Here is a 21,771-nt window from a genome sequence, read left to right as displayed (position 1 = left end):
AAAACTCCTCACTTCCCTTTGAATATTATACACGATATACATATAAATAACAATTTAAACTTTAAAAAAATAAGAGCGGAAATTCCGCTCTTTAAGTTTTCAAAATCGTTTAATATCTTATTCAGCTTCAGCAGCTTGTTTGTTTTGGAATCTTTCGTAAACAATTACGAATGGAATATAAATTAATGTAGATACTACAATAACGATAACTTGTGAAATAGCTCCCATAATACTTCCACCAGTTGCTAAGAATCCTAATAATAATGGTGGCATTGTCCATGGAACTTCGATAACGATTTTTGGACAGAATCCAATAGTAACTAATAACCATCCAACGAAGATACATACTACTGGAGCAAGAATAAATGGAATACCTAAGATTGGGTTTAATACCAATGGAATACCAAATGTAACTGTTTCATTGATATTGAAGAGACCTGGAACGATAGATAATGTAGCGATTGCACGGTTATCTTCACGTTTACCAAAGATAAAGATTGCAATAACTAAACCTAAAGTAACCCCAGAACCTCCCCATTCAGCGAACATTTGTAACATTGTTAAGTTGAATACATTTGGAATTTCTGCATTAGTTGCACCAGCTGTAAATGCAGCTGTATTCGCATATAACATTGGACGGAAGATTGGTTCTTTAACAGCAGATAACATGTTATTACCATGAATACCTACTAACCAGAATAATGAGATTAATACATACATGACCATAACTGCTACGATATTAGCACCAATGATATCTTGTAATGGTTGTTGTAAATAAGTAGAAATAACATCATTGAAATATAATCCAGTAGCCATTTGTACAGCCCATCCGATAACACCAACAACTAATAAAGTTAAGAATGTTGGAATTAAAACTTCGAATGCACGAGCAACACCTGGAGGTACTTGATCAGGCATTTTGATTTTTAATCCTTCTCTTTTACGGAAGAAGTTATAAATTTCAAGCCCTAAAATACCAATAATCAATGAAGTAAATAAACCAGTAGCTCCCATGTAGCTTCCAGCAAAACCAGTGAAAGTCCCTACACCAGCTAAATCAACACCAGCTTGTTCTAAAACTGTTCCAATTGTAACAGCAGTACCAGCTGCATCAGTGTAAGCAGTTAATCCAGTTACTGCATGTGCAGTTGGAGTGACCATAGCCCAGCACATAAATCCTAAAATAGCTGGAAAAGCTCCAGTTTCACCGTTAGCTTCCCCAATTTCTTGAGCAACTAACATAACAATTCCAATAGCGATACATGAAATTGAACAGAACTGTATTGCGTTGAATACAGCATTAATTGGTTCTAAAACCATAACAGCAGGAATTAACCCACCTAGCCCTTGAGGTGCACCATTGACAACAGCATCGGTAATTAATACGTTTGTCCAAAGAACACCAATGGCACCAGCAATAGTTGCTGGCATGAAGTTTTGGAACGCATTTTTGATGGCACCAAGATATTTGTTTTGACCAGCCCATGCTCCAATGCGCCCTAGCTTATCAGCAAAAGCATCCATAAAATTTTTCCTCCCTTAAAATATTTTTGACAATATAAGTATAAAATTTTTTTTATTAAAAGTCAATGCTTTTATATCAAAAGTATGGTACTTTTCCAATAAAAGACGGTTTTAACAGTGTTTTTTTACTTATTTTTTATTTTATTTTACCTGTTTTTTAGTTGTTTTTTTGTATTTTTTGCTCAAAATATGAATAACTATGTCATTTTTTATAAATATTTGTCTTTTAACCATTAATCATACCGACTACTCTTTCTAGCAAAAAACTATCCCTTAGGATAGCTATTGTTGTACTATAACAGTCTGAAATTCAAAATGAGAAAAATGTTGTCTTGAGAGTGTATATTCAAAAATGGAACCATTGCTTAAAAACGAAATCTGTTCTTCTTGAATATATGGCTCATTTTCTTTTAATCCCAAATATTGTTGTTCTAAAGGTGTAGATAAAGCTGCATTAATCGTTAAGTGACAGCTTTGGATTTTTAATTTTAAAACTTTTTCGATATATCCATATATAGATCCTTTTAAATGCTGTAACTTTAAATTAGGAACAACACTAATGGGAATATATGTAATATCAATTAAATGAGGAATTTTATCTAAAAATCTGAGCCTTATAATATGATAGACAAAATCACCAACATCTATCTGTAATTTCTCTGATAAATGTTCATCCGCTGGAACAACTTCAAATTCCAGGACTTCACTTGTGACTTCTTTAATTCCTTCATATTGTGCCGTCAAACCACGTCCAAATTTACTAACAGGATTATCCATGGCAGGATCATAATCCTTCACAAATGTCCCCGCACCACGACGACGGATAATGAGTCCTTCTTTGACCAATATATCTAAGGCTTTTTTCATTGTTTCTTTATTACAATGATAGCTCATACATAAAACATACTCATAGGGAAGTTTTTGACCAAATGTATATTCTTGATTTTTTATTTTTTGACGAATATCATCAGCAATATCTCTGTACTTAGCCATATACTCACCCCCATCAATATAAAAATACCATACTTTTGATTTAATTTCACGGTTTTTTTCTATTTTTTTATATTTTTATACTTTGAAGCACCTTTTTATCAAAAGATACAATTTTCAATTCACCATTTTCATAGATACCAAAGCTTTTCTGTCCAGCCTTTGGCAAAGATATAGAAGATGGATTAAAAATCGTGATATCATTTTCTTTTTTTAACACTGGTTTATGAATATGACCATACATAAAAACATCTCCCGCCTTTAACATAGGTAAGTGTTCTTCATCATATAAATGCCCATGTGTAAAAAAGAAACGATGCCCATCTAAATAAAGTTCACTATAATCCCCTCTCATAGGAAACTCCAATACCATCTGATCCACTTCAGCATCACAGTTTCCTCGTACTGCTATAATATTCTCTTTATAAGCATTCAAGAGTTTCATGACTTCTTGAGGCTGATAGCCTTCTGGTAAAGGATTTCTAGGCCCATGATATAATAAATCACCTAATAAAACCAATTTATCCATTTTTTCTTCTTCATAAATCTCCATAACTCTCTTTAAATCTGTATATGAGCCATGAATATCTGAAACAATCATGAATTTCATTGCAATCCCTCCAATTCAACACCGACTGGGCAATGATCTGATCCAAATACATCATTATAGATATAAGCATCTTGAATCTGTTCTTTTAGATTATCGGATACAACAAAATAATCAATACGCCATCCCGCATTTTTTTCTCTTGCTTTAAACATATAAGACCACCAAGAATATTTTTCTAAAGTTGGATATTTATATCTGAAAGTATCAATAAATCCACTCTCTAGTAATTCTGTAAATTTTTGTCTTTCTTCATCTGTAAATCCAGCATTTTTATGATTTGTTTTATCATTTTTTAAATCAATTTCCTGATGAGCCACGTTCAAATCGCCACAAATCACGACAGATTTTTTCTGTTTTAATGTATTCACATATTCTCTAAATGCATCTTCCCACACTTGGCGGTAATCTAGACGTTCTAAGCCTCTTTTAGAATTAGGCGTATACACAGTAACAAAATAAAAATTCTCATATTCTAAAGTAATCACACGACCTTCCTGATCATGTTCTTCCTTACCTAAACCATAACTGACTGAAAGAGGTTCTTTCTTTGTATAAATAGCTGTCCCACTATATCCTTTCTTCACAGCATCATTATAATAAGAGACATAACCATCAAACTGTAAATCAAGCTGATGCTTTTGAAGTTTTGTTTCTTGAATCGCAAAAATATCAGCATCAACTGATAAGAAAAAATCTTGAAATCCTTTATTCAAACATGCTCTTAAGCCATTCACATTCCATGATACAAATAACATAATATCCTCCTTTGATATAAAAAAGGGGTTATACCCCCTCTTCTTCAATAGCATATCTTACAATTGTTTTGAGTTTATCCACTGGATTTCTTTCAGGATCATTTAAATAAATTTCATGGTGGAAACCACTTAATTTCATTCCCTGAATTGTAATATATTCCATAATTTGTTTGGTTGTATTAATTTCTGTATTATAAGCTCCTTTATGCATCATCTGCACACAACGTCCTTCTTTAAACCTTTTTAAATAAACATCAACAAGATAAGGATTATCTTTTTTTAATGTTATATTTTCCTTAATTGTTTCAAAAGTCTGCTCATCAAGAACTTTAGGTTGAGCAATCATTAATGTAAATTTAATCATCTTTTTTCGTGTCACATCAAACTGACTGTTATCATATGTATCCCATAATCCTTCTAATGGAGAAATGAGATATAATAAATCCATTTCTTCTTTAAAATAATCTTTAATTGCTTTCGATAATATATGTAAAGCCTCTGCTTTTAACTTAAATTCTTCCACATTTGGATTTCCGATTCCATCAACCATCAGAAAATTAAACTCTGGCACATCTACAACATCTATTCTTTTTGTTGAAGCATCATATTGTTTTTTATACTCTCTTCTAATGCCTTCTTTCACTAAGAATCCTCCTTCCATCGCCTTTACATTATATATAATTTTCATAAAAATATCCACTTATTTTAGGATTTTTTTATTTTTTATCTTCGCATTTTTTATTTTTCACACAAAAAAAGCGATTTTTTTAAAATCACTTTTCATCCCACAAAACAATTTGGCGAGATTGATTTGTACGCTTAACATCAATAATTCTTTGATTTTCAGATCCTCTAAACTTTAAACGAATATTTTTTTGAGCTAATATAAATGGTCCATCAACCAATATATCAAGATAACTTAATATTTCATCACTGTAAGGCCCATGCACCTTGCCACCTGGTAACAGATCTTCATAAAGATAGCCTGTATAACACCAAATATCTTTATCAGGATACATTTTTCGAACTTGTTGTAATAAAGGTAACAACCCCTCCTGATTAACAAGTTCCATAGGTTCTCCGCCTAAAAGCGTTAATCCCGCAATATGACTTGGTTCTAATGCTTTTAAAATCAAATCAATTGTTTCTTGGTTAAACTCCTGTCCATAATTAAAATCCCATGCGATCTCATTGAAACATTCAGGGCAACGATGAGTACAGCCAGAAACAAAGAGTGAAACTCTCACTCCTGTTCCATTGGCTATATCTACTGTTTTAATTGTTGCATACTTCATGCTTATAAATGAAGAACACGTTCTTTAATTTCTTGTGTTCGCCCTTGATTCCAGAATTGTGTTCCAATATATCCACATGTACGTCTAGCAACACTCATTTTATCTTGATTTGTATTACCACAGTTTGGACATACCCAAATCAATTTTCCATCTTTATCTTCTTTGATTTGAATTTCTCCATCATAACCACATTCCATGCAGTAATCGCTCTTTGTATTTAATTCTGCATACATAATATGTTCATAAATATGTTTCATAACAGCTAAAACGGCTTCAATATTATCTTGCATATTTGGAACTTCAACATAGCTGATAGCTCCTCCTGGTGATAATTTCTGGAATTGTGATTCAAATGTTAATTTTGTAAAAGCATCAATTTCTTCAGTAACATTAACATGATAACTATTTGTAATATAGTTTTTATCTGTAACCCCTGGAATTTTTCCAAAACGTTTTTGTAAACATTTTGCAAACTTATATGTTGTTGATTCAATTGGTGTTCCATATAAACTAAAATCAATATTTTCTTCTTCTTTCCATTTTGCACAGGCATCATTTAAATGTTGCATTACTTCTAATGCAAATGGTGTTGCATCTGGATCAGTATGTGATTTTCCTGTCATATATTTGACACATTCACAAAGACCCGCATAACCTAATGATATTGTTGAATATCCACCATATAATAATTTATCAATTGTTTCACCTTTTTTAAGTCTTGCTAGAGCACCATATTGCCATAAAATAGGTGCCACATCGCTGACAGTTCCTTTTAAACGATTATGACGACACATTAACGCTTCTTTACATAAATCCAATCTTTCATCCATAATACGCCAGAACTCTTTCATATCACCTTTAGAAGAGCAGGCAACATCCACAAGATTGATTGTCACAACACCTTGATTGAAGCGCCCATAATATTTAGGTTTATTTGTTTCAGGATCAACATATGGTGTTAAGAAACTACGACATCCCATACATGTATAACAATGTCCTTCATCATTTTTATCAACCTTTAATTCCAACATTTTCTTTTCAGAAATATAATCTGGAACCATACGTTTCGCTGTACATTTTGCTGCTAATTCAGTTAAATACCAATATTTGCTGTCTTCACTAATATTATCTTCTTCTAAAACATAGATTAATTTAGGAAAGGCTGGTGTTACATAAACACCTTTTTCATTTTTAACACCTAAAATTCTTTGGTTTAATGTTTCTTCAATAATTAAAGCTAAATCATCTTTGATTTGTCCATCAGGAACTTCATTTAAATACATAAAGACAGTTACAAATGGTGCTTGCCCATTTGTTGTCATTAACGTAATAACCTGATATTGAATCATTTGGACACCACGATTAATTTCTTTACGCACACGATATTCAGCCAATTCATTAATCTGTTCTTCACTAACAGGAATATTTTCCTGTTCAAATTCTTCTCTTACTTCTTTTCTAAACTTCTGACGACTGACATCAACAAAAGGAGCTAAGTGAGATAAACTGATACTTTGTCCCCCGTATTGTGAACTTGCGACCTGAGCAATAATCTGTGTTGCAATATTGCAGGCTGTAGAAAAGCTCTTAGGTCTTTCAATCATTGTTTCACTGATGACAGTTCCATTTTGTAACATATCTTCAAGATTAACTAAACAGCAGTTATGCATATGTTGAGCAAAATAGTCTGAATCATGGAAATGAATAATTCCTTCTTCATGAGCTTTCACAATATGTCCTGGTAATAATAGACGTTTTGTAATATCTTTGCTGACTTCCCCAGCCATATAATCTCTTTGAACACTATTAACAGTTGGATTCTTATTAGAATTTTCTTGTTTAACTTCTTCATTAGCACATTCAATCAAGCTTAAAATCTGTTCATCTGTTGTATTTGATTTACGCACTAATGCTCTCATATAACGATATGTAATATATTTTCTTGCCACTGCAAAAGCATTCAATTTCATAATTTCATTTTCAACAAGATTTTGAATTTCCTCAACATTTAGCGCTCTTTTCATTTTTTCACATTGATACTTCACATTATTTGTAATATTATCAATATCTTCGTCTGATAATCTATCTGTTTCTACAACTTCATTATTGGCTTTTTCAATCGCTGCAGTAATTTTCGTTTGATCAAATAAGACTTCAGATCCATTACGTTTAATAATTTTCATAAAAACCCTTCCTCCTCACTTATTGTATCTGTAAGTTTATCACATTCATCTTTTGAATAAAAGGAATATACACCATCACTCAAGATTTTTTTAATTCTCCACAAACAAAATCAAAAAGCATTGATTATATCAATACTTTTTGATTTATGTATCTGCTTTTTATAAACTTGTATGAATCTATTATAGCTTATTCATCGACAAAATAAAAGTATAAAGCACATAATTCTCAAGAAAATAATCGCTAATATTTCATTTCAAAACTTTTTTCATTCTCTAAAACTGCCAAATCTTCAACTTCACATTGTTCTATTCGAATATAGCGAATACTATGCATATAGTCAATAACCTGCTGAATCAAAGAAAGTTCACCTTGTAAGCATGCTTCCACATCACCATTACTTAAATTTCTAACCCAACCTGTTAAATGCAAACGTGTTGCCTGTTGGTAAAATGTAATACGAAACCCAACACCTTGTACACGCCCTTTAAAAATGAAATGTTTTCTCACCATATAACCACCTCTTTTTTCTATTTTATCATTTTATAAAAATGAAAAAAAGAGAAATCAATATGAGATTTCTCTAATCATCCAATCCTTTTTTCTTATAACCATACATGAAAGCTATCACCCCTAATAGAATCCATACTATACAGACAATTATAGCTATCACTGTCTTTTGATTAAAGAAGGGTTGTTGAACTGACAATTGTAAATAAAGCGTTTGGAAAGATGTGGTTGGAAAAATAACTGCAATCTTTTCAATCATTTCATTAAGCTGACTGAACATAGGTGGCAACATTAATAAAATCATCAACGGAGAACTCAATGTTCCAGCACTCATCTGATCTTTAGAAAGTAGACCTACCAGTGCTCCAAAAAACAAGACACTTAAAGATGATAAAACATAAAAGATAAGGAAATATCCAAAATACTCCATTGGCTCCTGACAAACCAGGAAAATAAGAATGCCATCAATCAACATCAAAACCAGTGCAACAAAAGCTTTACTTAACAAAAAATCAGTTGCACTGACATTAGCCAACATTAAAGAACGTAAAGTATGTTTTTCTTTCTCTTCAGCAACCATATTGGCTAAAACATTCAGTGGGACAATGGAAATTGTCATAATAATACACATAACAATAACAAAACTCCCTGTAGCTCCCTTAAGAATATCCCCTAATAAAAATTTATACATCACACCAAATAAAACTGGCAAAGCCAACATTAAAAAAACATTTTTATTAACGAAGCAATTCTTTAAATCCTTCATAAACAAAGCTTTACAAATACGTATATTCATTATGATTCCTCCTTAGTCAATGTTAAGAAAACTTCTTTTAAAGTTGGTTCAATGGAATGAATCATTAATAGTTCATCAATATGTTCCAATTCCTGTTTTAAAAGTTTTAGATCTAAAGGAATCGTATAGTCTTCTTGACTTGTTTTCATACGAATCTGTTTTTTAGAATATTTAAGTTTCAAATCTTCAGGATGTCCACTTTCAATAATGTGTCCATGATTCAAAAATGCAACACGATGACACATTTCATCTGCTTCTTCCATATTATGAGTTGTTAAAAAGACAGTCGTCCCTTTCGCATTAAGTTTCTTGATAATTTCCCTTACCTCATTAGCAGTTGAGGGATCTAAATTTGCTGTTGGTTCATCCAAAAACAGAAGAGATGGTGAATGAATAATGGTTCTAGCAAAGATTAATCGTTGTTTCATTCCTTTTGATAATTGACTAACCAATTGCTTTTTAGCATCTAATAAATCAACTTCTTCTAAGACTTTTTCAATACAGCTTTTATCAATATCATAGATTTTTGCAAATAACAGTAAATTATCATAAACACTCATCTTTTCATATAATCCACTATTATCACTCATAATCCCTATTCGACTTTTTATTTTTGAAGAAAAAGGCTTCTCCCCTAGTATCTGAATATCTCCTCCATCACTTTTTAACTGTCCCGTCAATAATTTAATCGTTGTTGTCTTTCCAGCTCCTGAAGGACCTAAAAAACCAAAAATTTCCCCTTTTCGAACTGAAAAATCACATCCTTGTAAAGCAACTGTCTTCTGAAAACTTTTTGATAGTTGCTTAACCTCAATAACATTTTTATCCATCATAGCCCCTCCTTTTTCCTACTTTCATCGTATCATAGTCATTTTTAACAGACAATCATTTTACCATTTCTTTCCTTTATTTTTACATAACATTATAATTCATGATAAATCGTATGATTTTGTGCTATAATAAAAAAGCAAAAAAGATGAAAGGAGTTTTCATATGAATTTCAAATTACCTGTCACAAATAAAAAGAGAACCATGATCATAATTGCAGTAATTATTTTCATCATCATATTTTGTCTTTGTATCTTTTTCTTTTCAAAAAATCAGACAGTTACAAAAAAAGCAGAGAATCAGACAGTTGTTGCCAATCAACAATCAGATGATTCAAAACAAGAACAAGACACAGCAACCATAAAATCTGATAACAACTCATCACAAAATCAAGAATCTTCAAATGATTCAGCATCAAAAACAAAAGAAACAAATAAAGATACTCAAACACAAACATCAAAAAAGAATTCTCAAACACAATCAACTTCAAAAAGCTCACAAAAGACAACAACCAATAAAAGTTCTTCTACAAACCAAAGTTCATCATCAACCCATGAACATGTATGGAAAGACCATAAATCAAAAAGATGGGTTTCTAAAATGGTGACTGTCACAGACTACGAAACACAAACAATTCGTGGAGCAAAATTTTACACTTATAATGGAACAAACGAATTAGGACAACCAACATATATTGCAAATGGTCCTACTTATTGGTTTGAAGATGGATTTACTCAGGATGATTTGAAAAACATTATAAGCGAAGGTATGAAAAATGCCGATGAAAATGGTTTATATAACGGCGTTTATTACGGTAACTATCAAAATGTCACAAAAACAGAAAAAGTAGAAGTTGGTTCTCATCAAGAAGATCAGGGCTATTATGAGGAATATATAGATTATCAATATTGCAGTATTTGTGGTGCAAAAAAATAAAAAATACGACAACGACTAACATTTTAGTCATTGTTGTATTTTTTTATATCAATGTTTTAAAATAATTAGATTTGAGATTACTCTTTATTTCTTCATTAGGATATAAGATAAATTATATCCTAATAAACTCATCATATTTCCTATAAGGAAAAAAAGAAAAGGGATTCCATCTATCAGCATATAATAAATCTTTGGAGGATAAACTTCTGGCAATATAAATAAGCAAATAAAACCCGCAACAATCAATATAAACCAAACTATCAAACATATAACATCCATCTTCCTATCATTTTTATCCATCAACAACAATCCATTCCAAACAGATGTCATAATCCCTAATCCTATGAATATCCATGTGATAGTCAATAAATAATTATATTGGGATATAAAAACCAATATATCATAACGAATGTATTGATAATACATCATCAACATCAAGTAGAAAACAGGAAATATTAAAATATAAATCTTTTTTAAAGTCCTTCTCTTCATTTTAACTCACCTCAATCTACTTTAAGTATATCATTTTTCATTAATCGTTGCATAAATGTAAAATTTCATCAAAAAAAAGCTGTTAACATATATAGTCAACAGCTTCAACATCTATTCTTTATTTTTTGTTATGAGTAATAAAGTTATAGGCATCTTTACACATATCTTCTAATGTTTTTTCAGCTACCCAATCAAGTTCTTCTCTTGCTTTTGTTGGATCAGCATAACAAGTTGCAATATCTCCAGCACGTCTTGGTTTGATTTCATAATTGATTGTTACATTGTTCGCTTTTTCATAAGCTTTCACAATATCTAAAACACTATAACCATGACCAGTTCCTAAATTATAAGTATAAACACCATGATCACCAACAAGTTTCTTTAAAGCTTTCACATGTCCTTTAGCTAAATCGACAACATGAATATAATCTCTGACTCCTGTTCCATCAGGTGTATCATAATCATTTCCAAAAACACCTAAGCATTCTAATTCTCCTACTGCAACTTTAGAAATATATGGAACTAAGTTATTTGGTATACCATTTGGATCTTCTCCTAATAATCCACTTTCATGTGCACCAATAGGATTAAAATATCTTAATAAAACAATATTCCATTCATGATCTGAAATATAAATATCTCTTAATATATTTTCAATCATTAATTTTGTTGTTCCATATGGATTTGTTGTTGGTCCTAATGGGAAATCTTCTTGAATAGGAACTGTGTGAGGATTTCCATAAACAGTTGCACTTGATGAGAAAATCAAATTTTTACAATTATATTTTCTTAACAATTGACATAAAACAAGTGTACTCAATAAATTGTTTTGATAATATTCCATTGGTTTTTGAACTGATTCACCCACTGCCTTATACCCAGCAAAATGAATAGCCCCATCAATTTGATTATCTTGAAAAACTTTTTCCATTGCTTCTAAATCACAACAATCTACTTCATAAAAAGCAGGTCTTTTTCCAGTGATTTTTGCAATGTTATCTAATGCTTCAGGTTTAGAATTATAAAAGTTATCTACAATGACAACCTCATGTCCTTCCTGCATCAATTCTACAACTGTGTGGCTTCCAATATATCCTGCGCCACCTGTTACTAATATTCTCATTTGTTTTCCTCCATTAAATAGTCATCAAATATCTTTTGAATCGTCTCTTTTGTTATAGCGCCTTCATGTAATTTCTTTGTTCCTTCAAAAAAACAAGGAACATAATAATAATCATAAGTATCAGCCAATTCACTCTGTTCACTTTCTTCAATCATTTCTAAAGGAACACGTTGATACTTTATATCCTGCTGATACAATTCTTGTATCCAGGCTAATGCCTGACGACAATATGGACAATTCTTTAAATAAAATAATTTCATATTAAATTAACCTCATTGTCTTAATCACAACAGGTTCAATTGGACAATCACGAGCATCTGTTGGGACATTAGCGATTTCATCAATCACATGTTTCCCTTTTGTGATTTTTCCAAAAGCTGCATACTCCCCATCTAAATGAGGTGCATCTTCATGCATGATAAAAAACTGTGAGCTGGCAGAATCCTTAATCATCGTACGTGCCATGGAAAGCACTCCTCTTGTATGTAATAAAGGATTATCAATACCATTGCTTTTAAACTCACCTTTAATCGCAGGTGTTTCATGAATATGCATATCTTTATCATATCCTCCACCTTGAATCATAAAGCCAGCAATGACACGATGGAAAATCAATCCATCATAAAAGTGGCTTTCAATCAGGTCAACAAAATTCTTCACAGTACGAGGCGCAATCTCAGGATATAATTCACCAGACATTACTTCTCCATTTTCCATTTCAATTTCAAAATCAATCGTTTTCATAACTTATCCTCTTTCTCTTCAATCATTCGATCATTTTTCTGTATTGTTTGTTCTTTTTTCTTTTGTAAGTAAAATTTTATACCAAAAAATAAAACAATTAATGCTATTAAACCTAATAATAGATGTACTATTTTATTCATTTGTTCAAATTGATATGCTAAAGCGACAGTTAAACATAGATTGAGAATCAGTAAAGCTCCCGTGGTTTTAATTCTATGATTATAAAGACAGTCCAATGCTAAAGCATTTGACAAAAACAATATAATAATCAGTCCTACTTCCATGTTTTATCCTCCTGATACTATCATAACATCTTTTTCAATAAATTTCACTATAATTATGCTGTAACCGTTTTCATTAAATTATAAATATGTTAAAATGAAAGAAAGATATTCCAAAAAAATATTAAAGGAGCGTGATGATAATGAGAGCTTATCACTCAAACGAAATTGGAAATGTCGTTGTGTTAGGTCACTCTGGGAGTGGCAAAACCAGTGTGATTGAAGCCATGGCTTATCGTGCTGGTTTAACAAATCGTATTGGAAGAATTGAAGACGGGAATACCCTTAGTGATTATTCACCTGAAGAAATCAAAAGACATTCTTCTGTAGGATTATCTGTTATTCCTCTTGAATGGAATAACTGTAAAATCAATTTGTTAGATACGCCTGGTTCTTTTGATTTTATCGGTGAAGTAGAAGCGGCTTTAAAGGTTGCTGAAAGTGCATTAATTGTTGTACCTGCTACAGAAGGTATTAGTGTTGGTACTAAGGAAGCAATGCATAAAGCTTATGACAAAGCTAAAATGATTTATATTAGTGGCTTAGATTACCCTAATGCTGCCTATCATCAAAAACTTGAAGATTTAAAAATGACTTATGGTAAAGCGATTGCACCGATTCAAGTTCCAATCATGGAAGGTCATAAAATGGTAGGTTATGTCAATGTTGCGAAAATGGAAGGTCGTTATTTTGATGGTGAACAGACTCATCCTTGCCCTATTCCTGATAATATGTGGGACGAAATAACGCCTATTAAAAACATGATTGACGAAGCTGTCGCGAATACCAATGATGAATTATTAGAAAAATATATTAATGAAGAACCTTTTACAAAAGAGGAAATTTCTTGGGCATTACGTCAAGGTGTTATGAATAAAACATTGATTCCTGTTTTATGTGGAACAAATCAAATTGGTATTCAAATCATTTTAAATTCGATGGTGGCATTCTTTAGTGCTGCTGGAGATATGGTTAATTCTATGGTTGTGCATAATGAAGAAACAGATGAAGATGATTTGATTGGTTATGATGAATCTTTAGCTCCATCATTATTTGTTTTTAAAACAATTGCTGATCCTTTTGTTGGTCGTATTTCTTTATTTAAAGTTTGTACAGGTTCTATTCGTACAGGTATGACATTATTTAATGTACAGAAAAAAGAAGCTGAAAAGATCAATAAACTTTATGTGATGAAAGGTAAAGATTTGATTGAAACAGATTGCCTCTATGCTGGGGATATTGGTGCTTTATCTAAATTATCATATACACAAACGAATGATACTTTATGTACTTTAGATTATCGTATGACTTATGAAACGATTTTATTTTCAAAACCATACTATGGTAAAGCTATTAAACCTGTAGGTAAGGCTAATGAAGAAAAAATTACAAATGCTATTAATAAACTTCTAGAAGAAGATAAAACATTAAAATTTGAAAACAATCCAGAAACAAAACAACAATGTATTTATGGTATTGGTGATATCCATATTGATAGTGTTGTTTCTAAATTAAAAGAAAGATTTAAGATTGATGTCACTTTAGATAATATTATTATTCCTTATCGTGAAACAATTCGTGGTCAAGTGACACAAAGATATAAATATAAGAAACAATCAGGTGGACATGGACAATATGGTGATGTTGAAATGACATTTGAACCTTTACATGATTATACTGTTCCTTTTGTCTTTGAAGAAAAAATCTTTGGTGGAGCCGTTCCTAAAGCTTATTTCCCTGCTGTAGAAAAAGGTTTAGTAGAAGCAACAAAACATGGTATTTTGGCACAGTACCCTGTTTTAGGTATTAAAGCCACTTTGATTGATGGTTCATATCACAGCGTCGATTCTTCTGAAATGGCATTTAAAACAGCTACAATTATGTGTTTTAAAGAAGCTATGGAAAAAGCAAAACCAGCTTTATTAGAACCATTCATGACTTTACACGTTTATATTGATGAACAATTTACGGGAGATATTATGGGACATTTCAATAAAAAACGTGCGCGTGTGATGGGAAGTGAAATCTTAGAAGATGGTTTAATTAAGATTACAGCTGAAGCCCCACAAGAAGAAGTCATGAATTATGCTGTTGATTTACGAGCAATGACACAAGGTCAAGGCTTCTTTGATATGGAATTTTTGGGATATGAATTTGCTCCTGAACATGTTGCCAAACGTGTGATTGCAAACCATCAACAATAGTAGTCAGAAGCTCTTAGGAGCTTCTTTTTTTTAAAATTTATAGTTATAATCACATGAATTCCCATAATATTCCAATAAGAATTCCTTGATTTTATTTGACAGTTTCCAAAAATGCTTTAGAATAGATTATAGAATTATACCAATAAAGGAGGAATCTCTTGTGATGAAAAAGAAAATTGTCGCCTCTCTTTTATCATTAAGTATGCTGGCTTGTGCTTTTGCATCAACATATATAGTCAATGCTACTGATTTTGAAGGTCAAGAATCCAAATATATTAAACTATGCTCTTCTTCAAAATTAACGAGCAATCAGCAAACAACATGTAAAGAGTTTAATAGTTATTTATATGAAAAAAATAAAGAATTAAAACAAGAAGCTTCTCAGGCTAAAAAAGAAGCTGAAGATACAAAAGATGATCTTGCAAAAATTGCTGATAAAATTTCACAAATTGATACCAAAATAGAAACAGCTCAAAGTGAACTCAACTATGTTCAAGATAGTATAGATAAACTCAAAAAAGAAGTTGAAAAACAAAGTGAACAACTTCAAGAACGTTTGTATAGTATGCAAACAACTTTAAATTCTCATATCTTTACAACTTATATTTTTGGAGCAGACACTTTTTCTGATTTTATGAGTCGTGTCATTAATATCAAAGAAATTACAAATTATGATAATGAATTGATTGCTCAAATTAATGAAAATTTAAAAGAAGTTGAAAAGCAAGAAACAACTTTAAAAAATCTAAAGGATTCTTTAGAAGCCGACAAAAAAGAACAGGCCAGTCTACAAAAAACATTCCAGGCTAAACTGACTGAACAAAATAAAACAATTGCCAACAACAATTCTGAAGCAGCAGCGAATCAAGAATCTATTGAAACTATCCAAAAGAATTTAGCAGCCATTCAAAAGGCATCAAATGCTTCAAAGGTCAATAATGTCACACAGGCAACACCAAATAAAAAGCCTTCTTCTCCATCTGATTCTCAATCAACACAAAAGCCAAGTGAAGATCAAAATGAATCTAATCAAAGCAATTCAAATCAAAATGATGAAAAAGAAGATAACAATAATAACAATGAAAACAATAATCAGGAAAACAACAACAATACAACTCCTGGTGACAGCTTAACATCTAGTGAAGAACTTGGTTTAGCCATTGCAAATAAAGCTTTATCACGTCAAGGTTACATGTATGTATGGGGTGGTGGACACAGTTGGAGCAGTATTCAAAATCCTAATTGGACACAATTTGATTGTTCTGGATTAGTCAATTGGTCACACTATCAGGCTGGAGTCAACTTAGGACGTATCCATTATACTGGTTCACTCATCAATGCTGGAACAGGTATATCAAGAAGTGAATTACAAGCAGGCGATATTATTCTCTTTAGTAGTAATGGACAAGCCAGTGGTGTTCACCATGTAGGTATTTATATTGGAAACAACCAAATGGTTCATGCACCATCTACGGGGCAACCTGTCCAAGTCGCTAATTTAAGTTATAGTTATTGGCAAAATGAATGGTATACTTGCCGTCGTTTATATTAGACATCCTTGAGATGTCTTTTTTTCATGCAAAAAAGCGATATTTTCTATCGCTTTTACAATCTTAAATCTTTGTTTTTAGATAACAATGATGCTGCTGCCTCATCACAAATCACTGTAAAATTAGGATGAAGTTTCAAAATCGTTGCTGGAACCTCTTGACTGATTGGTTCTTCTATAAAACGCTTGAATATCTCTGCTTTTTCTTGACCATCTACAATCATCACTAAATGTTTAACACGCATTAAACTTTTAGCTCCCATTGTAATCGTATAAGGTTGTCGAGGTCTTTCACCATAAGTTGGATTCACTGCCAATTTATCTTTATATTCCATACAGTAAGTGTAACTGTCAAACTGTGTACAACGTGGACAGTTACCACAAAAATGGCCATCATGTCCAAGCCCAATCACCATCACATCTATGCCTCCAGCCTGTCTAATCTGCCAATCATAATCCTGCCAGTTATCCAATGAAATACGGTGGATATGTTCTTTGGAAATATGTGCTGGTTCAAAAAACATTTCTTTCATCTCAGCCCAGTTTGTTCCATATTTTTCACCTATATATGGATTTTCATCAAATAAATAATATTCAATGTCTTTAAATTTTTCTTGATCTTTAATTAGCGGAATCATCATCTTATATAACATACGTGGAGTTCTACCAGAAGTTAAAGAAATATTCACCCTCTTATCTTGCAGCATAGCTCCAAGCAAAATATACATAGCACTCTCACTCATTGCTTTCAAATCTTTTTCAATAACCAATTTCATAATAATATTCTCCTTTATCTTTTTTTATGAACATCCCTATTGTCAGTCCAATCATCATTCCTAAACTAATTCCTAAAGCAACACCTAAATCACGAAATAATAAGGCTCCAGCACATATTCCTAGTCCTATGCCTTCTGACATATAATTTTCATTATAGATTTTATTGTTTTTACGATAATAAATAAAAATAGTTACCAAACAAATTCCCATAATAATAAAATACCAAATAATTGTCATCAGCATCACTCCTATGCACCATGATTTATAGCTTCATCAATAAAACTTCCAATCTTGGGATTAAAACAATACCTTTTCACTTTTTTATTTATACAACTCTAAACTTTTCTTACTACTTAAAAAGCCTTATTTTCAAAATAGGGACTTGATGAACATATGCCGAATCATTATTAACTCTCATATGTACTACTCAAAATTATTATTTTCAGACTCCCACTGTTATTCTTTCTATATTTATTTTACTCTTTATTTCTTTGACTATCAATTCATAACTATCAGTCATATAAAAATTTCATATTCATCCACTTCTATGAATTTTCTATAGCTTTACACAATAAACAAGCATCATTTTTATTATAAATATATTGTAAAAAAATAACCACATCAAATGCGTTTATTTATGATATGTTTCATGTCTTATAATTTTAAATGCACGATAAATCTGTTCAACTAAAATCAAACGCATTAATTGATGTGGAAAAGTCATTTGTGAAAAGCTAATACGTGCATTCGCTCTCGTTAGTACATCTTCTCCATGTCCCAATGATCCTCCAATGACAAAATCAATCGTACTTTTTCCATTAATCATACAATCTTCAATACGTTCAGCAAATTGAATTGAATCTAATTCTTTACCTTGAACATCTAATAAAATCATATAATCATCTTGTTTAACTTTATCTAAAATACGTCTTCCTTCTTTAGATTTTACAATTGTTTCTTCAGCTAATGAAGGATTTTCAGGTATTCTTTCATCTGCAACTTCAATCACTTCGATATCTGAATAAGCTGATATTCTTTTTAAATATTCTTTGATTCCATCATCTAAATATTTTTCTTTTAATTTTCCAACACAAATCAATTTAATTTTCATAGTTTCCTCCTGATACAACGTCAATTTGACTTGCTACTTTTATATTTGAAAAAGCAATATTTTCCTTAGCAAATATTTGTTCATATGTTGCAAGAGCTTTTTCTTTTGTATTTGCTTCCTGTGATAAATGAGCTAATACTATTTCTTTTGTATTGTCCCCTATCATTTCACACATTAAATGCGCACTATATTCATTATTTAAATGTCCTTTGTCATTAAGAATTCTATTTTTTAAAAACATCGGTCTTTTTGTCGCCATTAACATTTCAATGTCATGATTACTTTCAATGATATAGTAATCTAAATTTTGCATATATTGACGATTTTTTTGTGACACATAACCCGTATCCGTCATATATAATAACTTTTCATTCTGACTGGAAATCACAAATCCAATAGGATCACTGGCATCATGTGATGTTCTCAATGTTAAAACATCAAAGACACCGAATTGACGATGCGTATAAGGTTCTAATGTGTGATATTCATCTAAATCCTTAATATTCTTTTTAGCACTATAAATTTTTCCTGTATCAAAAATATGAATATTTTTATTATGATCATAATGATCATGTGTTAAAAAGACATAAGTAATATCTTCTTCATGAAATCCTAACTGATTTAATTTAAATAAAAGTTGTTTTCTAGTAATACCACAATCAATCAATATCCCACATTGCTGATCATAAATAAATGTAGCTTTACCTTTTGATCCACTTGCTAAAACATGAAATTCCATAGTTCAACTCCTTTGTGATTCTATTATACAAATTCAACCATAAAAAAACAACTTTTTCATATATGAAAAATTTAACAAGAAATTAAAAATGTGATAAAATAGAAGTATCAAAGGAGGGGTATTTTATGCCTAGAATTATTACTATTGCAAGAGAATACGGATCTGGTGGTCGTTTAATTGCACAACGTGTTGCAGAAAAATTAGGAATCTTTTATTACGATAATGAAATTATAGATCTTGCTGCCAGAGAATTGGGATTTGATGTTGATACAATTCGTAAAGTTTCTGAAGAAAAATCATCAAGTTTTATGTATACTCTTTCTTCGACTGCTTTTACCCTACCATTAAACGATCAGGTTTTTGCAATGCAGTCTAAAATCATCCGTCATATTGCTGAAAATGATACATGTATTATTGTCAGTGGTTGCGCTGATTATATTCTAGAAGATTTTGATGATGTTTTAACTGTCTTTGTTCATGCACCATTTGAATCAAGAGTAAGACGTGTTAAAGAAGACTATAAAGAAAAACACGAAGATTATAAAAAATTTGTTATGAAAAAAGATAAAGCAAGAAGTAATTATTATAATTATTATACGACTAAAAAATGGGGTCAATTGAAGAATTTTGATTTAACTATCAATAGTGATTTTGGTATTGAAGAAGTAGCTGATATTATTGTTGCTTTATATAAGAAAGGTGAACATAAAAATAAATAATAGTGAAAAAGAAAAACCTGCGTAAGCAGGTTCTTTTTATTTAAGTCCGTATTTTTTATTGAATTTTTCTACACGTCCATCAGCACTAGCAAATCTTTGTTTTCCTGTATAGAATGGATGACAATTTGAACATGTATCAACACGAATTTCGTTTAATACTGATCCAGTTTCAAATTCAGCACCACAAGAAGTACAAACGACTTTTACTTTTTTATAATCTGGATGAATTCCTTTTTTCATTTTTCATTTCTCCTTCCGCCTTGAAATATTTGCTACTTCAAAGTAAGTTGCTCAATTATAATATCATTTCTTGACGATAAAAACAATAGTTTTTTTATTTTTTATTCATCAATATGATATCTTGTAATATGTGCTCCTAATGTAATTAATTTATGATCAATGTTATCATACCCTCGATCAATATGATAAACGTTTGTAATTTCAGTTCTTCCCTCAGCAATAAGTCCAGCAATAACCAAAGCTGCACCACATCTTAAATCAGTAGCCTCAACTCTTGTTCCATGCAATGGTGTTGGACCATGAATCACACTGGCAGCTTCTTCTAAATCAATATGAGCTCCCATTTTATTAAGCTGTGGACAATGTTTAAAACGTTCAATATAGATTGTTTCTTTCACATGCGAATCACCCTGTGCCTGTGTTAAAAGTGTTGTTAAAGGTTGTTGTAAATCTGTCGCAAAACCAGGATAAATTTGCGTTTTAACATTAACTGGTTTTAAAGCATCATCTCGACCATAAACAACAATACTATCTCCTACAACATCCATTTTAATTCCCATTTCTTTTAACTTTGAAATTAAAGCTTCTAAGTGTTGAGGAATAATATTTTGAACAATAACCTTTTCACCCGCCGCTGCAGCAATAATCAAGAATGTTCCAGCTTCAATACGATCAGGAATGATTTCATGAAAAGTTCCACTCAAATGATCAACTCCATCAATCGTAATTGTATCCGTTCCTACACCTCTGATTTTTGCTCCCATTTTTGTAAGCAAATTGGCAACATCAATAATTTCAGGTTCTTTCGCTGCATTTTCAATGACTGTTTTTCCTTGAGCACGCACTGCTGCCAACATAATGTTGATTGTTGCTCCAACAGAAGCAAAATCTAAATAAATAGAATTTCCTACTAATTCTTCTGCTTCTAATAAATACGTATCATCTTCATATGTGATTTTTGCTCCTAAAGCTTCAAATCCTTTTAAATGAAGATCAATAGGACGTGGTCCTAAATAACATCCTCCAGGCATTTTAATTTTGACTCTTTTATATTTTCCTAGTAATGCTCCCATAAAATAATAAGAAGCTCTTAACTTGTTCACTGCATCACTTACTAAAGGTATATCTTCCATATGAGTTGGATCTACTTTAATACGTTCTCCATCTATTTCTACATCACATTTTAATTCTCTTAAAAGTGTTGCTAGAGCTGCAACATCTGAAATTTCTGGGACTCCTAATATTTCTACTGGTCCATCTGACAAAACTGCTGCCGGAATCAATGCTACTGTTGCATTCTTTGCTCCGCTAATTCTTACTGTTCCATTTAATTTATATCCACCATCAATCGCAATTACTTCTGCCAT

The 21,771-nt window shown here is 31.3% G+C and carries 24 protein-coding genes; 4 read left to right on the top strand and 20 right to left on the bottom strand.

The features are described 5' to 3' along the window. Positions 1 to 117 precede the first annotated feature (117 nt). The 10 genes from E0K96_RS06840 to E0K96_RS06795 form a co-directional block, all read right to left on the bottom strand. Entirely contained in the window at positions 118 to 1,524 is a 1,407-nt protein-coding gene (locus E0K96_RS06840) for a PTS sugar transporter subunit IIC (RefSeq protein ID WP_168082131.1), read from the bottom strand. A gap of 282 nt (positions 1,525 to 1,806) precedes the next feature. Further along, a complete protein-coding gene (locus E0K96_RS06835) occupies positions 1,807 to 2,517 on the bottom strand; it encodes a GntR family transcriptional regulator (RefSeq protein ID WP_168082129.1) in 711 nt (236 codons plus the stop codon). A gap of 67 nt (positions 2,518 to 2,584) precedes the next feature. Continuing rightward, positions 2,585 to 3,124, bottom strand: a complete 540-nt coding sequence (gene yfcE / locus E0K96_RS06830; protein WP_087244406.1) for a phosphodiesterase — start codon at positions 3,122 to 3,124, stop codon at positions 2,585 to 2,587. Beyond that, positions 3,121 to 3,879 (bottom strand): exodeoxyribonuclease III, encoded by a 759-nt coding sequence (locus E0K96_RS06825; RefSeq protein ID WP_168082127.1) that lies wholly within the window; start codon positions 3,877 to 3,879, stop codon positions 3,121 to 3,123. The genes yfcE and E0K96_RS06825 overlap by 4 nt, the downstream gene beginning before the upstream one ends. A 28-nt stretch (positions 3,880 to 3,907) precedes the next feature. Then, positions 3,908 to 4,567 (bottom strand): GyrI-like domain-containing protein, encoded by a 660-nt coding sequence (locus E0K96_RS06820; protein ID WP_224759478.1) that lies wholly within the window; start codon positions 4,565 to 4,567, stop codon positions 3,908 to 3,910. 85 nt (positions 4,568 to 4,652) lie between these two features. After that, positions 4,653 to 5,174, bottom strand: a complete 522-nt coding sequence (gene nrdG, locus E0K96_RS06815) for an anaerobic ribonucleoside-triphosphate reductase activating protein (RefSeq protein ID WP_087244404.1) — start codon at positions 5,172 to 5,174, stop codon at positions 4,653 to 4,655. Positions 5,175 to 5,176: 2 nt separating this feature from the next. Continuing rightward, positions 5,177 to 7,357, bottom strand: a complete 2,181-nt coding sequence (nrdD, locus tag E0K96_RS06810) for an anaerobic ribonucleoside-triphosphate reductase (protein ID WP_087304237.1) — start codon at positions 7,355 to 7,357, stop codon at positions 5,177 to 5,179. A gap of 241 nt (positions 7,358 to 7,598) precedes the next feature. Continuing rightward, complete coding sequence (locus tag E0K96_RS06805; protein WP_087244784.1) at positions 7,599 to 7,868, bottom strand: acylphosphatase; 270 nt, start codon at positions 7,866 to 7,868, stop codon at positions 7,599 to 7,601. Between the two features lie 70 nt (positions 7,869 to 7,938). Next, positions 7,939 to 8,661, bottom strand: a complete 723-nt coding sequence (locus E0K96_RS06800; RefSeq protein WP_206080638.1) for an ABC transporter permease — start codon at positions 8,659 to 8,661, stop codon at positions 7,939 to 7,941. Then, complete coding sequence (locus E0K96_RS06795) at positions 8,661 to 9,491, bottom strand: ABC transporter ATP-binding protein (protein ID WP_168082125.1); 831 nt, start codon at positions 9,489 to 9,491, stop codon at positions 8,661 to 8,663. Before E0K96_RS06795 ends, E0K96_RS06800 begins: the two co-directional genes overlap by 1 nt. Positions 9,492 to 9,654: 163 nt before the next feature. Here E0K96_RS06795 and E0K96_RS12110 point away from each other — a divergent pair, with 163 nt between their 5' ends. Next, the gene (locus tag E0K96_RS12110; protein WP_206080636.1) at positions 9,655 to 10,425 is read left to right on the top strand and encodes a hypothetical protein; all 771 of its coding nucleotides are present in this window, start codon (positions 9,655 to 9,657) and stop codon (positions 10,423 to 10,425) included. 610 nt (positions 10,426 to 11,035) lie between these two features. On the opposite strand, the gene galE is transcribed toward E0K96_RS12110, so the two are convergent. From galE to E0K96_RS06770, 4 genes are read right to left on the bottom strand one after another with little or no spacing between them, the layout of a single operon-like run. Then, positions 11,036 to 12,040 carry a UDP-glucose 4-epimerase GalE gene (galE, locus tag E0K96_RS06785; RefSeq protein WP_087244788.1) on the bottom strand — a complete coding sequence of 335 codons (1,005 nt, stop codon included), beginning with the start codon at positions 12,038 to 12,040 and terminating at the stop codon, positions 11,036 to 11,038. Further along, complete coding sequence (locus E0K96_RS06780; protein ID WP_168082123.1) at positions 12,037 to 12,300, bottom strand: thioredoxin domain-containing protein; 264 nt, start codon at positions 12,298 to 12,300, stop codon at positions 12,037 to 12,039. Before E0K96_RS06780 ends, galE begins: the two co-directional genes overlap by 4 nt. Before the next feature lies 1 nt (position 12,301). Then, positions 12,302 to 12,784, bottom strand: coding sequence for a peptidylprolyl isomerase (locus E0K96_RS06775; RefSeq protein ID WP_087244790.1), 483 nt, complete (start codon positions 12,782 to 12,784; stop codon positions 12,302 to 12,304). Next, on the bottom strand, positions 12,781 to 13,068 hold the full coding sequence (locus E0K96_RS06770; protein ID WP_087244791.1) for a hypothetical protein: 288 nt from the start codon (positions 13,066 to 13,068) through the stop codon (positions 12,781 to 12,783). Before E0K96_RS06770 ends, E0K96_RS06775 begins: the two co-directional genes overlap by 4 nt. Before the next feature lie 140 nt (positions 13,069 to 13,208). Between E0K96_RS06770 and E0K96_RS06765 the strand changes: the two genes are divergently transcribed. After that, a complete protein-coding gene (locus E0K96_RS06765; RefSeq protein ID WP_168082121.1) occupies positions 13,209 to 15,269 on the top strand; it encodes an elongation factor G in 2,061 nt (686 codons plus the stop codon). 163 nt (positions 15,270 to 15,432) lie between these two features. After that, positions 15,433 to 16,821 carry a C40 family peptidase gene (locus E0K96_RS06760; protein WP_168082175.1) on the top strand — a complete coding sequence of 463 codons (1,389 nt, stop codon included), beginning with the start codon at positions 15,433 to 15,435 and terminating at the stop codon, positions 16,819 to 16,821. Positions 16,822 to 16,874: 53 nt separating this feature from the next. On the opposite strand, the gene E0K96_RS06755 is transcribed toward E0K96_RS06760, so the two are convergent. The 4 genes from E0K96_RS06755 to E0K96_RS06740 all read right to left on the bottom strand — a co-directional run bounded on the left by E0K96_RS06755 (position 16,875) and on the right by E0K96_RS06740 (position 19,445). After that, positions 16,875 to 17,594: a glucosamine-6-phosphate deaminase gene (locus E0K96_RS06755; RefSeq protein WP_087298187.1), complete on the bottom strand. Its 720-nt coding sequence runs from the start codon at positions 17,592 to 17,594 to the stop codon at positions 16,875 to 16,877. Next, positions 17,578 to 17,832: a hypothetical protein gene (locus E0K96_RS06750; protein WP_206080634.1), complete on the bottom strand. Its 255-nt coding sequence runs from the start codon at positions 17,830 to 17,832 to the stop codon at positions 17,578 to 17,580. The genes E0K96_RS06755 and E0K96_RS06750 overlap by 17 nt, the downstream gene beginning before the upstream one ends. A 394-nt stretch (positions 17,833 to 18,226) precedes the next feature. Then, positions 18,227 to 18,706, bottom strand: coding sequence for a 23S rRNA (pseudouridine(1915)-N(3))-methyltransferase RlmH (gene rlmH, locus E0K96_RS06745; RefSeq protein WP_087936440.1), 480 nt, complete (start codon positions 18,704 to 18,706; stop codon positions 18,227 to 18,229). Next, the gene (locus E0K96_RS06740; protein WP_168082117.1) at positions 18,696 to 19,445 is read right to left on the bottom strand and encodes an MBL fold metallo-hydrolase; all 750 of its coding nucleotides are present in this window, start codon (positions 19,443 to 19,445) and stop codon (positions 18,696 to 18,698) included. The genes rlmH and E0K96_RS06740 overlap by 11 nt, the downstream gene beginning before the upstream one ends. Before the next feature lie 125 nt (positions 19,446 to 19,570). On the opposite strand from E0K96_RS06740, the gene E0K96_RS06735 reads away from it, so the two are divergent. Next, positions 19,571 to 20,164, top strand: a complete 594-nt coding sequence (locus E0K96_RS06735) for a cytidylate kinase-like family protein (RefSeq protein WP_087244798.1) — start codon at positions 19,571 to 19,573, stop codon at positions 20,162 to 20,164. Between the two features lie 36 nt (positions 20,165 to 20,200). Here E0K96_RS06735 and rpmE read toward each other — a convergent pair whose 3' ends face one another. Then, positions 20,201 to 20,404, bottom strand: coding sequence for a 50S ribosomal protein L31 (gene rpmE, locus E0K96_RS06730; RefSeq protein WP_087244799.1), 204 nt, complete (start codon positions 20,402 to 20,404; stop codon positions 20,201 to 20,203). A gap of 101 nt (positions 20,405 to 20,505) precedes the next feature. Next, entirely contained in the window at positions 20,506 to 21,771 is a 1,266-nt protein-coding gene (locus E0K96_RS06725; RefSeq protein ID WP_087244800.1) for a UDP-N-acetylglucosamine 1-carboxyvinyltransferase, read from the bottom strand.

This window comes from Massilimicrobiota sp. SW1139, from assembly GCF_012027715.1.
GTDB classification, from domain to species: Bacteria; Bacillota_I; Bacilli_A; order Erysipelotrichales; family Coprobacillaceae; genus Allocoprobacillus; species Allocoprobacillus merdigallinarum.
Note: the sequence above shows the minus strand (reverse complement) of the source record. Positions and strands in the feature narration are given on the sequence as shown.